Below are 14,142 nucleotides of genomic sequence, written 5' to 3'. Positions count from 1 at the left end.
TTAGTGGTCAGTTAGCTAATTATACTGGAGTAAATAATGTTACTGTTACTGTTGATGGTACACTATTTACTAATATAGCTGTTAATAATGGTTATTGGGAGTTAAATTATACTACTAATCGTACTGGAACTGATTTAGAGGTTATTGTTAGTTTTGCTGGTGATAGTAATTATGATGCTTTTAGTAATTCTACTACTTTCACAGTAAATAAGAATAGTACTAACTCAACTATCATTGTTAATCCTAATCCTACTCATATTGGTGAGAATATCACTGTTAGTGGTGTTTTAGCTAATCATACTGGTATTGGTTTTGTTAATGTTACTGTTGATGGTAATTTCTTTACTGATGTAATTGTTGATGTTTCTGGTTATTGGGAGTTAAATTACACTACCAATCGTACTGGCACTGGTTTAGAGATTGTTGTTAGTTTTGCTGGTGATGGTAATTATGATGTTTTTAGTAATTCTACTACTTTTACAGTAAATAAGAATAGTACTAATTCAAGTATTGTTGTTAATCTTAATCCTGCTCATATTGGTGAGAATATTACTGTTAGTGGTCATTTAGCTAATTTTACTGGAGTAAATAGTGTTAATGTTACTGTTGATGGCATGTTATCTAATGTGGTTGTTGATGGTTCTGGTTATTGGGAGTTAAATTATACTACTAATCGTACTGGTATTTTCGATATTGTTGTTAGTTTTGCTGGTGATGGTAATTATGATGTTTTTAGTAATTCTACTACTTTTACAGTAAATAAGAATAGTACTAATTCAAGTATTATTGTTAATCCTAATCCTGCTCAAATTGGTGAGAATATCACTGTTAGTGGTGTTTTAGTTAATCATACAGGTATTGGTTTTGTTAATGTTACTGTTGATGGTAATTTCTTTACTGATGTAATTGTTGATGTTTCTGGTTATTGGGAGTTAAATTATACTACTAATCGTACTGGCACTGGTTTAGAGGTTATTGTTAGTTTTGCTGGTGATGGTAATTATGATGTTTTTAGTAATTCTACTATTTTCATAGTAAATAAGAATAGTACTAATTCAAGTATTGTTGTTAGTCCTAATCCTGCTCATATTGGTGAGAATGTTACTGTTAGTGGTCATTTAGCTAATTTTACTGGAGTAACTAGTGTTAATGTTACTGTTGATGGCATGTTATCTAATGTGGTTGTTGATGGTTCTGGTTATTGGGAGTTAAATTATACTACTAATCGTACTGGCACTGGTTTAGAGGTTATTGTTAGTTTTGCTGGTGATGGTAATTATGATGCTTTTAGTAATTCTACTACTTTCACAGTAAATAAGAATACTACTAATTCTACTATAATAGTTAATCCTAATCCTGCTCATATTGGTGAGAATGTCACTATTAGTGGTCAGTTAGCTAATCATACAGGTGTTGGTTTTGTTAATGTTACTGTTGATGGTAATTTCTTTACTGATGTAATTGTTGATGTTTCTGGTTATTGGGAGTTAAATTATACTACTAATCGTACTGGCACTTTCGATGTAGTTGTTAGTTTTGCTGGTAATGAAAATTATACAAGTTTTACTAATTCTACTAGCTTTAATGTTACTAAATTAGTTGTTAATTCAACTGTAAATATTCCAAATGATGTTAAAGTGGGTAAAATCATAACATTCGATGGAGTGCTTGTTGATGAGGATGATAATCCAATAGCTAATGCTCCAATTAATGTTACTGTTGGCGGTAAAGTTTATTCTTTGACTACTGATTCTAATGGTCGATGGAGTCTTACTTATAAACCAACACACACAGGAAATGTTAATATTATGGTTGACTATGCAGGAAACGATAACTACTCTAGCTATACCAATACTACAACTTTTAATGTGGTAAAAGGTCAAGTTATTGTTGATATTGATGTAGTTAAAAATTCTGATGGATCTGTAGATGTAATTGTCACAGTAACAGACGAATACGGCGATCCAATACCAGACTACAAAGTTAGTGTTGAATTGGATGGTAAAAACATCGGAAATATCGTTACTGATATTCTTGGTATTGGAAAAATTCATATACCAACTAATAAACTCAGTGATGGTCGCCATGTGATTACAGTCTCATCTGATAATGCAAACTACAATGTTAATCCAGTTTCAGCTGAATTTGAAACCCAAAACAACAAAAATGATACTAATAATACTAATAAAACAAGTGATAATCCAGTAGCTACAGCTACTATGAAAAATACAGGAATACCGATAATAGCTATCATATTAGTGTTGATAAGTGTGTTTGGAATAAGCATTAGAAGAAAACAAAATTAAACATTTTTTAGGAGGACTTATTTATTTTCTCCTCTATTTATTTATTTTTTTTATTCATATCTGTAATTTATTAACTAATTAAAGTTTTTTTTATTGTTTATCGATTAATTATAATATTATAATAAATTATGAGAGTGTCTCATAATTACTTTTTCACTAAACAAATCTACAAGCTTTGAATAAATTATTCAGATAAATTAAACAAAAAAAAAGAAAATTTCGCTGATTTTTACAAATTTGTTCATACAAAACTTAATTATGAGACACTCCCAATTAGTTCAATTTTTAGGATATAATTAAAAATTATTTTAGATCAATATTTATGAAAAAGATTATATAATCAATTCAAGTTTTTAATCAAATTTATTTTGATCTGCAAGATTTACATCCATAGCAATATTTTTCACTACACCAAGGAGTTAGTTTGTTTTCAAATAATTTTTGTCGTTCTGTTTTTAAGAAATCTTGACTGATTCCTATGTTGATGTTATTCCAAGGTAGAGTATCTGTTAGATTGTATCCATTGCCATGCTTTTTCCAGTCATTAAGATTTATTCTTTTGTTTATATCTTTGTTTGCATGGAGATCTAATGATTTTTCAAGTAGTTTTCCTATTTCTTTTCCTTTACATGATAATACATATTGTAATAATCCCATTTTAGCACTATCAAATCTAATAGCTATTTTTTTTAGATTGGATCTCAAATATTTTATTTTAGATTTCATAGTGTTTATATCATATCCTTCCCATTGTAATGGTGTGTGTGGTTTTGGTATTAATGGGTTTACACTAAATTTGATTGAATTTGAATGGGGTATTAATTTAGAATTTGTTGTTTTTTGTGAATTATATTTTAAAGAATTTAAATATTTGATATAACTAGCTAATTCGATTATATCTTCTTTTGTTTCATTGGGAAGCCCTATTAAAAAATATAATTTTAGATTTAAACCTAGCTCAATTGAATTTTTGATTACTTCTTCTATTTTTTCATTAGTTATATTTTTATTTATAGATTGTCTCAATTTAGAAATTGATTCTGGAGCTATTGTAATTGTTTTAGCTCCACTAAGCTTTAGTGATGTTAGTGTTTCATCTGTTATGGATTCAATTCTAAGTGAAGGTGTTGATATCTGAAATCCTCTTTCTAGAAGTTCATGTGTCAATTCATCTATTTTAGAGTAGTCTGAAACAGCTGCACCAATTAGTGATACCTTATTTTCATCAGTATTTGCTCTTGCAAGTTCTGCAACATTGAGTAATTTTTTTAAAGAGGTTTCTCTAATAGGACGATACATGTAACCAGACATACAGAATCTGCATCCTCTTGTACATCCTCTTGAAACATTAAGTAAAATTGAATTTCCAAAAACAGGTGAAAACTCCTTTTTTTCCTTTGGATCATCTGTTTTAGTAATTATTGGTTTCACAACATGATATGCTTTATCCATTTTAGAAACAATAGCTTTCTCACAAGGATTGTCTGAAATATAGATTCCTTTTATATCTAAAAAAGAAGCTATTTCTTTTTTGGGATCATTTAACTCTTGATATTTATTTAGAAATTTATCTAAAATAACTTCAGCTTCACCTATTATGAATATATCAATAAAATCAGTAAGAGGTAAAGGATTAGATGTAGCACAAGGACCTCCAGCTATTATTAATGGATAATTATCATTTTTACATTCTCTATCTTTCTTTTTAATAGGAATATTTGCTTTTTTTAAAATTTCTAAAACATTAAAATAATCCTGTTCATATTGAAGAGTAAAGCTAATTATATCGAAATCTTTTAGGGGGCTATTTGACTCAATACTTCTAGTATTAGGATAGATAACTCGCTCACACCAACAATCCTCCCTATCATTGATCATTCCATAGATTATTTGATAACCTAGGGAAGACATAGCTGTTCTATATAAATTAGGATACACTGATGCAAATCTAATATTAACCTTCATTGGCTTTTTTTTAATTACATTTTCTTCATAAATCATTTATTATCAAACATAAGCTTATTTTTTATCATTTCTCTTCATTATTTCTTTTCATTATTTTTCTTTATTATTTCTCTTTATTATTTCTCTTTATTATTTTTCTTTATTATTTTTACTTATTTTTTATTTAATTCTCTCTTATTATTAATTTATTACATTATATATTCTTTTTCATAGCTTAAATTTTTATAGAGTACTATAGTTGATAAAATATTTTATAATTATCATAGTTATTTTATAATTATCATAGTAAAAAATTTTATTCTTTAACTTTAGGATAAAACTTATTTATATAAAAATAAGTTTATTTAGGGGTTAAGTTAGTTAAAAATAAGGATAATTATATATAATTAGAAATTATAAAAAGTAATTATCATTACTAATTTTAATATTGAAATAGTTGTGTTCATGAGTTCAAAAGGCCTAACAATGAGTATTAAAAAATATAAAAAAGTAGCAGTTGGTGGGACATTTGATAATTTTCATTATGGCCATAGAAGGCTTTTAGAAGAGGCTTTCAATAATGGTGAAGAGGTTGTCATCGGTGTCACATCCAATGCTTTTGGTGGCAAAAAAGGGAATATTGAGCCATGTGATAAAAGAATGGGTAATCTAAATGAATTTTTATCTAATAAACATAATAATTTCTCTATTTCACGTTTAGACGATTCTTATGGTTCAACTATTCATGAAGATGATTTTGATGCGATTATCGTAAGTGAAGAAACAGAACCTACTGCTCTTGAAATCAATCAAATTCGTAAGGATAAAGAAATGTCTCCTTTGGATATAATAGTCATTCGTTTTGTTTATGCTGATGATGGAATTCCAATTTCTTCAACTCGTATTCGTAAAGGAGAAATTGATGCTAAAGGCCATTTGTTAGATAGACATTAGATTTTTTGGCTTTTTTGTTAATTTTCTGTTTTGTTGATTATAATTTTTTTTGGCTTTTTTGTTAATTTTCTGTTTTGTTGATTATAATTTTTTTATTGATTCTATTGTTGCAATCCTAGTCCTTTAAGTTTTCATAAACTCCTTTATTTTAAAGTTTATTTAAAATACTGTCTCTTCCTTTTTCTAATAATCCTTTTAAGCTATTATTTATTGATTCAGAAATGTTGATCATATAGCTTCCTGCTACTATTACAATTACTAAAATTGCTCCAATTAGCAAGATCATTTCTGCACTTCCTTGCCCGGAGTTTTCTTTGATTATCTTAATTTTAATTTTTTTCATATTCTTCTTGTTTATTTATTTCTTATAATTAAGCTTATTTCTGACTTTCATTATATATTTTTAATTATTTAATTCACTATTTAATCTGTTATTCAAGTTTCCTTATTTGATTTTAGTTTTTTTCTCTAGTAATTAACTTGAATTCATCAAGTTTCCTTATTTGATTTTAGTTTTTTTCTCTAGTAATTAACTTGAATTCATCAAGTTTCCTTATTTGATTTTAGTTTTTTTCTCTAGTAATTAACTTGAATTCATCAAGTTTCCTTATTTGATTTTAGTTTTTTTCTCTAGTAATTAACTTGAATTCATCAAGTTTCCTTATTTGATTTTAGTTTTTTTCTCTAGTAATTAACTTGAATTCATCAAGTTTCCTTATTTGATTTTAGTTTTTTTCTCTAGTAATTAACTTGAATTCATCAAGTTTCTGACATCTTTAATATCTTCTGATGCATTTAATCCTGTTTGACTGTTATTAAAATAAGTCCTGTATATTAATAAAGCAGCAATAGCTATTACAATGACACCTCCAAATAACAATATATATTCTGCAGCACCTTGACCTGTGGACTCATTTTTTATACTGAACAATTCATTTTTCACATTTTTCACAATTTGTTTTATAGTTATATTATTTAATTCCTGTTTTATATTCATATTACTTAATCTCCAAGATTTATTACTTTATCAATTATCTTGTTTAAACTAATATATAATATTATCTATTATGAAAAAAGTATTATTTTATATATGAATTTTCTTAGTTGGGGAGAATATTCCATATTCAAAACATTATATTTATAAATAAACGATGCAATAAATAATATATTATAAAAGAGATATCTAAGCTATAATTTTGAATAAATTATTCACAAAAAGTTGTATTAAATTTCAAAGAGAAAATTTTTATTATAGGGTGATTTTCAGTGGCAAATATATGGAAAATATTTGGTGGTATGTTATTAATAGCTGTAGGAGCGGCTGTTAGCTATCGTAGTTATTACAATCATTATAATGACATATTTACTATCTTAGGAATCGCTGTTTTCATTTTGGGACTTTATTTATTGATAGTTTCTCTTCTTGAAAAGCCTAGTGTCAGTAATCTCGATGAATCTAGAAAAAAACAAAAAGATATACCTAAAATAAAAACAAACAACAAAAAAAATAGCTCAGTTCTTAATTTAGGAAGCAATTTAGGGGATGTTTTTGAAAATAGCTTAGGTAATGATAGATTAAAAAATATTGATAGTAAAAAAATAGCTACGAAAGTTAAAAATGTGTCTAAACCTAAAAATCCAAAAGCTGTTTTGAATACTGAACAGTCACAAGCAACTTTTACTAATAAAAGACTTAACTTCACTCCTAACTATCAAAAACCTATGAAAGTAAGTAGAAGGCCGAAAAAAAGAATCATTAATGAGAATAATAATGAGAAAATTATTCCAACTGATTCTAAAATAAGCAAATCTGAAGAAATTTCAAGAGCTTTAGCTTCTGATGATTTTATTAGACCAATACATGCTGAAAATAACTTACTTCCTGAAAATAAGGTTAATAATATTAATACTGACAATAATAATTATAATTATGATAATAATTATAATAATAATAATAATAATAATAATAATTTTGGGGATGATATTGAATCTAACAATATGGGAGATAATACTATAAATATAGACCCAAATTTTCCAGAGTCTTTACCAGTTCCAAAACTTCTAAGAAGTTATGTTGTGTGTTCCAAAGGTTCTATGACTTCTCAAGAGGCATTTCATGAATTGGCTAAACATGCTAAAGAGGAAATACTGTTACAAATATCTTCTATTAAGGAGATGGAAGATGAATTCTTATCAATGCTTCCGGCTTTAAATGTAAAAATCATTATTCAAGAATTTGATATTAAAGATATGTCTTATGTTCTTTTAATCTCTTCACTTCTTGAACAAGGTATTAAGATAAAAACTATCTCTTTAATTAGTACGATTAATTTAATATCTGATGATTCTCATGCTCTTATCATTTCTGAGAATGATAATAAAGAAGATTATGATATAGGTGCAGTATACACAGATTCAAAGGCTATTACAAATATAAAGTCAACTTTTGAAAAATCATGGGAATTGGCTAATGATTTAGATATCAATGCCCTTAATAATTGTAGTTAGCATATCTTCACAATTAACTAACTAAATTTTAATTATTAATTGAATATTTTAATAATTTTATTTAACCTAATTTCTATTAGAGATAATTATTATTTTTTAATAATGAAATTTCATTCATTAATCTTCATCTGAGTGTAATTGTATTTTTAATGAAGTTGAGTAAGTCTTAATGAAACTGGTAATTATATGAGTAATATATGAGGTGTAACATTGGAAATAACATGGTTAAGTCATTCTGCTTTTGAAATAATCTCTGATAAAGGACTTAAAATCTTGATAGATCCTTTTATAAGTAACAATCCTTCTTCCACTATTCCTGTAGAAGAAATTGAAGCAGATATAATATTAATAACTCATGGGCATGCAGACCATTTTGGAGATGCTATGGAAATAGCTAACAGAACTGGAGCTATTTTAGTTGGTAATCATGAAATCTCTTTATTTTTATCTGGACAAGGTCTAGAATGCGTAGGTATGAATATTGGAGGGTCAATCCAAATTAAGGATATAAGAATTACCATGCTGGATGCTAAACATTCTGCAGATATTGATTTCGTAGAAGATATAATACCTGGTGGTAGTGCAGCTAGTTTTTTATTGACTATGGAGGATGGATCTAAAATTTTCCATGCTGGAGACACGGGCCTATTTGGAGATATGGAAAAAGTCATTGGAGGGATATATAAACCAGATATTGCTTTATTACCAATTGGTGATAAGTTCACCATGGGTCCATTTGAAGCAGCGATAGCTACTAAATGGATTTCCCCAAAAGTAGCTATTCCAATGCACTATAATACTTTTCCAGTCATAGAACAAAATCCAGTTGTATTTTCCAATTTCGTAATGCAGATGGATCCCAATATTGAAATTGTTGTATTAAATCCCAATGAAAGCTATATCTTTAATAAAGATTGATATTTAAAGCATGTTTTTTATTGTAAGATTGAATAATTTAGCTATTTTTATTGTAAGATTGAATAATTTAGCTATTTTTATTGTAAGATTGAATAATTTAGCTATTTTTATTGTAAGATTGAATAATTTAGCTATTTTTTCTATTAAATAGAATGTTCGATCATCAAACATTAATAGACTCAATTCTATATTTCTTTCATTATTAACAAATTTTTAATTAAATTTTTTATATTAATTAATTATAATAAAATCTATTACATTTTGGATAAATAAATAATCAGATTTTATTATTTAACTATTTTTTATTATTTGACTATTTTTTTATTATTCATAGAGTTTTCTTGAAAAGTAAAAATTGTGAATAAAAAAAGCTTATTAAGTAGTAAAATCTAATTTTTAAATGTTATTATTATTAAGAATAATATTAGTATAATATAATTTTTATAAATTTATATATTATGTTTGTAGAATATATTACTAATAAATTTCATATTATTGTAATAGAAATTATGAGATTATTTTCATATTATTGTAATAGAAATTATGAGATTATTAGTTTCTTTTGATTTGTCTGATTAATGGAAATTATGAAATTATTAATTATTTGAATTTAAAGATGTTTTTGTTTATTATAGAGGGATAAAATGGGGTTTTTTGATTTTATAAGAGGTTTATTTAAAAGAAATAAAAAAGTCAGCATAGGGCTTTATGGCCACCCAAATTCTGGTAAAACGACTTTAGCTAATCAAATAGCTAAAGATTGGATGGGAAAGGATATGGGATCAATTTCGAATGTTCCACATGAAACTAGGAACGTATTAAAGCAGGAAAAAGTAGTTATTAAAGAAGGAGATCGTGAACTTGATTTTGATATCATAGATACTCCGGGAATAGCTACTAAAGTAGATTATCAAAACTTCTTAGAATTTGGATTAGAAGAAGATGAAGCTAAATCTAGAGCCAAAGAAGCTACTAAAGGTATTATAGAAGCTATTAAATGGTTAGATGATGTTACTGGTGTCTTATTAGTGGTTGATGCAACAAGCGATCCCTTAACTCAAACCAATATCACTATAATTGGTAATTTGGAGGCAAGAAAAATACCTTTCATCGTGGTAGCTAATAAAATCGATGTTCCTGAGGCTAATCCAGATAAAATAACTTCAGTTTTCCCACAACATACAGTTGTTCCCATTTCTGCGTTGAATGGGGATGGAACAGACGAACTTTACAAAATAATGGTTAAAAAATTCAATTAGAAAGGAGGGTTTAAAATGGAAGGACTGAAAATGGATTTTATATCCTCTGAAGCTCTCGAAAATGCATCTAGTATGGAAAAAATATATATGATCATTGAACGAGTTAAAAGGGGAGATGTTGTTGTTATGGAAGGTGGACTTACTCCTTCTGAGAGAGCTGAACTTATAGAAACCACTATGAGGGAAATTGATGTTGAAAACTTTGTAGGAATCGATGTTCATACTTTAGAAAAAGACTCTTCTAGCTTCTTTGGATTTTCAAAAAAGAAGACAGTTGTTATTACAATAATTGGTCCTGCTAATGTTATGAAAACTGTTAAAAAGCAGTCTAATTTGTTATCTATGGTTGCTGATGTTGGAAATAATGGATAGACACTATAACTCCAATTATCAATTTCTATTGTTATTGTAGTTATTAGAATTTTTTAACAAGTAATAACTATCCTAACTATTAAAATAATTAGCTATCTAAATAGCTATTTTTATTTCACGGTGATTTAGTTGAATGTATGTAGTAAATGTGGCACCGAATTAAATGAAGATGATTTAGTTAATGGATGCCCAAAATGTGGCAGTAAACTTTTTAAATTCGTTAATACAAAAGCTATTGCTGAGAAAAAAAGAAGAGAAAAAGAAGAATTAGAAAAAGATTCTCTTGAAGAAGAAATTACTATTGATCCAAATTCAATTGAAAGCATTAAAGTTGAAGACAAAGGAGTTTATGAGGTAAATCTCTCTCATATCTTAGATGGAGATACTGATGTATATTCAGATAGTGAAGGTAATTATGCTATTGATATCAATTCACTTCTAAAAAAAGGCAGAAAAGACGACGATGAAGATTGATTTTTAAATATAAAACTAATTTATTATTATTATTATTATCATTTTTTGATTTAGAATTAGTTCAAATTAGATTTTATTAATTTTTTTTATTAAAGACTTTTTAATTTTACTTTTTAAATCTTTTAAATACAGATTTTTAAGTTAAAGATGATTTTCATGAATTGTATTAAATAATTTTCTATTTTTAAATAATACTTATTTTATTAATTTTTTAAGGTTTCTTTGTTACTAATTTTAAAATCAAACATTTTTTATTATGCTATCCATTTTATAAAATTATTCAATGTTTATATTCAATTTTAAGCTTAGATAAGTTATATACTAAAAATTAAAAATGAATTTAGTAAATTAGAGGTGCATAATTTACTAAAATAGTCCATACTACAAACCATACGAAAGCAAAGGGAAGTATTCCATCCCATAACCATTTTGAAAAACCTTCTTGTTTCCCAAATAATTTATCGCATAGTTTTCCTATGAGATAAAGAATAACAATTCCTAATACTCCCGCAAGTATTTCATTGTTACCAATTCCAGGTATCATTTGTAAACTGATTAGAGAGCATATATATCCTGTAAATATAGCTACTACAAGATGTACTGATGTGATCTTAACGCTAGCTTCCATTAAATTCCTCCAATAGATAAATATAAATTATAGATTAGAATATACTTATTTTATTATTTAGATTTAGATATTTTAAAACATTATTGTATATTTAGGTATTTTAAAGATTTAGATATTTTAAAACATTATTGTATATTTAGGTATTTTAAAGATTTAGATATTTTAAAACATTATTGTATATTTAGATATTTTAAAGATTTAGATATTTTAAAACATTATAGTATATTTAGATTTAGCTATTATTAAAATATTAAATAACTTATTATATATTCATTTAAATAGTTATTAATGTTTATCTATAACATGATTATTAAATCATAATAGACCATAAATTTAAAATTTTTAAAATATAGAAAAACTTTGGAAAATAGTAAATTTCTTAACTAAGATATTCTATATTAATTAATATATTAAATTTCTTAATTAAAATATTTCTTTTAAAGTATATAACTGTATATTTTAAATTTAAGTTAAATTAATTATTAACATTATTTTATTATTAATAGTAACTTATTAACATTATTTTATTATTAATAGTTCTAAATAATATTTCATTATTAGTATTTTATTATTAACAGTAGATTTTAGATTTCTAAACAAAAATTCATTTTAGATTAGTAATAATATTAGATTATAAAGATTCATTTTGGATTAGAATTACTATTAGATTATAAAAATTATTAAAGATAGCAAAAAATTAATTAATATATTATTAAATATTATTATATATCATTACAAAGGTATTATCATGAAAACAATGTCAAATGTGGATATAAATGCCATATCTTATGAACTTAACCAGCTTCTAAAGGGTGCTAGGGTAGATAAATCTTTTCAGCCTACAAAAGACACGGTCATCATAAGATTTCATGTTACAGGGACTGGAAGAGTGGATGTTGTATTTCAAGCAGGTGTGAGAATGCATACTACTCAGTATCCTCTTGAAAATCCAAAAATGCCTCCGTCATTTCCTATGCTTCTTAGAAAACATTTAAAAGGAGCACATGTGATTTCTATTAAACAACATAATTTTGATAGGGTAGTAGAAATAAAAATTAAAAAGGAAAAATCATACACTCTCATAATAGAGCTATTTTCTAAGGGGAATATAATATTACTTGATGAAGAAGAAAATATAATTCTCCCACTTAAAAGAAAACAATGGAGTGATAGGGATATAAGTTCTAAAAAAGAGTATAAGTATCCTGCAAAAAGAGGATTGGATCCTTTAAACTTAACTAAAGAAGAATTGAAAGATTTATTTCAAGAATCAGATTCTGATTTAATTAGAACCTTAGCTAGAAATGGTTTGGGTGGAGTTTATTCTGAAGAGATTGTTTTAAGATCAAAAATAGATAAGAAAAAGCTCACTAGGGATTTAAATGATGAAGAAATAGCTAAGCTATATGAAAAAGTTTCAGAAATCTTTAATCCTTTAAAACTTCATGAATTTAATCCAAATATTATATCTGGTAAAAAAGAAGATGTTGTCCCATTAGAGTTAGAGATATATGCTGATTATGAAAAGAAATATTATGATTCTTACAATGAGGCCGCAGATGAATTTTTTTCAAAAAGGGTTAAAAATGAAATTAAAGGAGTTCAAGAAGCTATTTGGGAGAAAAAAGTGGGAAAATACTCTAAACGACTCAGGATCCAGGAAGAAACTGTAGAAGATTTTAAAAATACTATCAAGGTTTCTAAAGAAAAAGGGGATCTTTTATATGGTAACTATCCTCAAATTGAAAACTTACTCAATGTTATTAAAGATGCTAGATCTAAAGAATATCCTTGGAAGGATATAGCTAAAACATTACAAAAAGCTAAAAAAGAAGGAATGGATGAAGCTCAAATAGTAGAATCAATGGATAAATTAGGTAATGTTGTTTTAGATATTGATAATACTAAAATAGCTATTGATTCAAAGGAATCCATTCCAGAAAATGCTGAAAAATACTATGAAAAGGCTAAAAAATCAAAAAGAAAGATTGAAGGAGCACTAATAGCTATTGAAAACACTAAAAAACAATTAAAAAAGATGGAAGATAAACGAGAAATAGCTATGGAGAAAGTATTGGTTCCACAAAAAAGAGTTAAAAAGGATCTTAAATGGTTTGAAAAATTAAGATGGTTTTTATCTTCAGACAATTTTTTAGTGATTGGGGGAAGGGATGCAAACACAAATGAATCAGTTGTAAAGAAATATTTAGATAATAATGATATTTATCTTCACTCAGATATACATGGTGCGTCATCAGTTGTTATTAAAAGTGAAGGCAATGAAGTAAATGATAATACTCTCAAAGAATCAGCTATCTTTGCAGCATCCTTTTCAAGTGCTTGGTCAAAAGGTTATGGAACACAGGATGTATTTTGGGTTCACCCAGACCAAGTTTCAAAAACTCCTGAATCTGGAGAGTTTGTACCTAAGGGTTCATTTATAGTAAGGGGCCATAGAAATCACATACGTGGGGTTAATTTAAAAATAGCTATTGGTATTGTTGATTATGAAGGAAAAAGAGTGATGGCAGGACCAGTTGATGCTATTAAGGTACACACAGACATTTATGTTATTATAAAACCAGGTTATATTAAAAAAGAAGCAATAGCTAAAAAAATATTAGCTAAAATAAATGAAAATGATTTGATAACTTTGGATGACGTTGTTAGAGTATTACCTTCTGGAAAATGTGACATTTCCTATCCTCTTTAAAAAACAGAGTTATATTTAAAAAGGAGTTTTACAAAGTATTCAAAATATACTTTACTTATTATTAAG

Annotated in this window: 13 protein-coding genes; 8 read left to right on the top strand and 5 right to left on the bottom strand. The window is 26.4% G+C overall.

Translation table 11 applies throughout. The features are described 5' to 3' along the window. Positions 1–2,306, top strand: a 2,306-nt coding sequence (locus MBCUT_RS00490) for a beta strand repeat-containing protein (RefSeq protein ID WP_157082406.1), incomplete at its 5' end; no start/stop codon positions are given. Between the two features lie 363 nt (positions 2,307–2,669). On the opposite strand, the gene MBCUT_RS00485 is transcribed toward MBCUT_RS00490, so the two are convergent. Then, positions 2,670–4,307: a radical SAM protein gene (locus MBCUT_RS00485; protein ID WP_067257370.1), complete on the bottom strand. Its 1,638-nt coding sequence runs from the start codon at positions 4,305–4,307 to the stop codon at positions 2,670–2,672. A 429-nt stretch (positions 4,308–4,736) separates the two neighbouring features. Between MBCUT_RS00485 and MBCUT_RS00480 the strand changes: the two genes are divergently transcribed. Then, positions 4,737–5,204, top strand: coding sequence for a phosphopantetheine adenylyltransferase (locus MBCUT_RS00480; protein WP_067257380.1), 468 nt, complete (start codon positions 4,737–4,739; stop codon positions 5,202–5,204). Positions 5,205–5,352: 148 nt separating this feature from the next. On the opposite strand, the gene MBCUT_RS00475 is transcribed toward MBCUT_RS00480, so the two are convergent. Then, on the bottom strand, positions 5,353–5,547 hold the full coding sequence (locus tag MBCUT_RS00475) for a class III signal peptide-containing protein (RefSeq protein WP_067257368.1): 195 nt from the start codon (positions 5,545–5,547) through the stop codon (positions 5,353–5,355). Between the two features lie 402 nt (positions 5,548–5,949). Next, the gene (locus MBCUT_RS00470) at positions 5,950–6,135 is read right to left on the bottom strand and encodes a class III signal peptide-containing protein (protein ID WP_067257377.1); all 186 of its coding nucleotides are present in this window, start codon (positions 6,133–6,135) and stop codon (positions 5,950–5,952) included. Positions 6,136–6,470: 335 nt separating this feature from the next. Between MBCUT_RS00470 and MBCUT_RS00465 the strand changes: the two genes are divergently transcribed. Beyond that, positions 6,471–7,712 carry a hypothetical protein gene (locus tag MBCUT_RS00465; protein WP_067257364.1) on the top strand — a complete coding sequence of 414 codons (1,242 nt, stop codon included), beginning with the start codon at positions 6,471–6,473 and terminating at the stop codon, positions 7,710–7,712. A gap of 210 nt (positions 7,713–7,922) precedes the next feature. Beyond that, positions 7,923–8,630 carry a metal-dependent hydrolase gene (locus MBCUT_RS00460; RefSeq protein WP_067257361.1) on the top strand — a complete coding sequence of 236 codons (708 nt, stop codon included), beginning with the start codon at positions 7,923–7,925 and terminating at the stop codon, positions 8,628–8,630. 3 nt (positions 8,631–8,633) lie between these two features. Here MBCUT_RS00460 and MBCUT_RS10665 read toward each other — a convergent pair whose 3' ends face one another. Further along, positions 8,634–8,801 (bottom strand): hypothetical protein, encoded by a 168-nt coding sequence (locus MBCUT_RS10665; RefSeq protein WP_157082404.1) that lies wholly within the window; start codon positions 8,799–8,801, stop codon positions 8,634–8,636. Positions 8,802–9,274: 473 nt separating this feature from the next. Between MBCUT_RS10665 and MBCUT_RS00455 the strand changes: the two genes are divergently transcribed. From MBCUT_RS00455 to MBCUT_RS00445, 3 genes are all read left to right on the top strand, one after another. After that, positions 9,275–9,889, top strand: a complete 615-nt coding sequence (locus tag MBCUT_RS00455; RefSeq protein WP_067257358.1) for an Era-like GTP-binding protein — start codon at positions 9,275–9,277, stop codon at positions 9,887–9,889. 15 nt (positions 9,890–9,904) lie between these two features. Next, positions 9,905–10,261 carry a DUF2073 domain-containing protein gene (locus tag MBCUT_RS00450; protein WP_067257355.1) on the top strand — a complete coding sequence of 119 codons (357 nt, stop codon included), beginning with the start codon at positions 9,905–9,907 and terminating at the stop codon, positions 10,259–10,261. Between the two features lie 129 nt (positions 10,262–10,390). Continuing rightward, complete coding sequence (locus MBCUT_RS00445; RefSeq protein WP_067257352.1) at positions 10,391–10,735, top strand: OapC/ArvC family zinc-ribbon domain-containing protein; 345 nt, start codon at positions 10,391–10,393, stop codon at positions 10,733–10,735. A 340-nt stretch (positions 10,736–11,075) separates the two neighbouring features. Here MBCUT_RS00445 and MBCUT_RS00440 read toward each other — a convergent pair whose 3' ends face one another. Continuing rightward, complete coding sequence (locus MBCUT_RS00440; protein WP_067257349.1) at positions 11,076–11,363, bottom strand: EMC6-like membrane protein; 288 nt, start codon at positions 11,361–11,363, stop codon at positions 11,076–11,078. A gap of 748 nt (positions 11,364–12,111) precedes the next feature. Between MBCUT_RS00440 and rqcH the strand changes: the two genes are divergently transcribed. Continuing rightward, complete coding sequence (gene rqcH / locus MBCUT_RS00435) at positions 12,112–14,076, top strand: ribosome rescue protein RqcH (RefSeq protein WP_067257345.1); 1,965 nt, start codon at positions 12,112–12,114, stop codon at positions 14,074–14,076. The last annotated feature ends 66 nt before the right edge of the window (positions 14,077–14,142 follow it).

It is taken from the genome of Methanobrevibacter cuticularis, from assembly GCF_001639285.1.
GTDB classification, from domain to species: Archaea; Methanobacteriota; Methanobacteria; order Methanobacteriales; family Methanobacteriaceae; genus Methanobaculum; species Methanobaculum cuticulare.
This window is presented reverse-complemented; position numbering and strand designations above follow the sequence as displayed.

Excerpts from the sequence above, each read along its gene's own strand:
- MBCUT_RS00485 (WP_067257370.1), bottom strand. The coding sequence starts at position 4,307 with ATGATTTATGAAGAAAATGTAATTAAAAAAAAGCCAATGAAGGTTAAT.
- MBCUT_RS00480 (WP_067257380.1), top strand. The coding sequence starts at position 4,737 with ATGAGTATTAAAAAATATAAAAAAGTAGCAGTTGGTGGGACATTTGAT.
- MBCUT_RS00475 (WP_067257368.1), bottom strand. The coding sequence starts at position 5,547 with ATGAAAAAAATTAAAATTAAGATAATCAAAGAAAACTCCGGGCAAGGA.
- MBCUT_RS10665 (WP_157082404.1), bottom strand. The coding sequence starts at position 8,801 with ATGTTTGATGATCGAACATTCTATTTAATAGAAAAAATAGCTAAATTA.
- MBCUT_RS00455 (WP_067257358.1), top strand. The coding sequence starts at position 9,275 with ATGGGGTTTTTTGATTTTATAAGAGGTTTATTTAAAAGAAATAAAAAA.
- MBCUT_RS00450 (WP_067257355.1), top strand. The coding sequence starts at position 9,905 with ATGGAAGGACTGAAAATGGATTTTATATCCTCTGAAGCTCTCGAAAAT.
- MBCUT_RS00440 (WP_067257349.1), bottom strand. The coding sequence starts at position 11,363 with ATGGAAGCTAGCGTTAAGATCACATCAGTACATCTTGTAGTAGCTATA.
- rqcH (WP_067257345.1), top strand. The coding sequence starts at position 12,112 with ATGAAAACAATGTCAAATGTGGATATAAATGCCATATCTTATGAACTT.